At 60.1% G+C, this 597-nt stretch carries 1 protein-coding gene; it reads left to right on the top strand.

The window, feature by feature from the left end:
- Positions 1 to 307: 307 nt before the first annotated feature.
- The coding region (locus EN780_RS36805) for a substrate-binding domain-containing protein (RefSeq protein WP_189557123.1) at positions 308 to 597 on the top strand (290 nt) is incomplete at its 3' end.

Below are 597 nucleotides of genomic sequence, written 5' to 3'. Positions count from 1 at the left end.
GGCCATAAATTTCGAAAGGCTCTCCGACGGTGGGTGCGGTGATCGGCGGCAACGGCGTGCGAAAGGGCGGGCCTGACCCATCCAGTATACTCGCCAGGGCTCAGGAACGACGGCTTCGCGCCTCAGGCCGGTCGCAAGAGATCAGTTTGCGACTTCCCGAAAGCAGACCTTCGTCCCTAAACTGCGAGGTATGCGCGGCGCCATCTATGGAAAGCGCTGCAACTCGGTCAGGCAGATGCTAGCTTCCAACTTGTATTTTCCGCCTATGGGTTTCAAAGTCGGCAAATAGCTTAGGGAGGAATTCAACATGATAAAAAGGGCAATTCTCGGCGCCGGAATCCTTGCCACTGGCATGTGGAGCGCGTCGTCATCGGCGTCCGCTGAAAACCTGACCATGTATTGCGGCGTCGACGAGGTCTGGTGTCAGCAGACGGCGCGGGCCTTCGAGGAAAAGACCGGTATCACCGTCGACATGACCCGCAAGAGCGCTGGCGAAATCTATGCCCAGCTGCGCGCCGAGGCCGCCAATCCCAAGGGTGACATCTGGTGGGGCGGCACCGGTGACCCGCACCTACAGGCGGCCGAGGAGGGTCTGAC

It is taken from the genome of Mesorhizobium sp. M4B.F.Ca.ET.089.01.1.1, from assembly GCF_004022605.1.
In the GTDB taxonomy this organism is placed as follows: Bacteria; Pseudomonadota; Alphaproteobacteria; order Rhizobiales; family Rhizobiaceae; genus Mesorhizobium; species Mesorhizobium abyssinicae.
The sequence above is the reverse complement of the archived record's forward strand: the minus strand, read 5'-3'. Positions and strand labels throughout refer to the sequence as shown.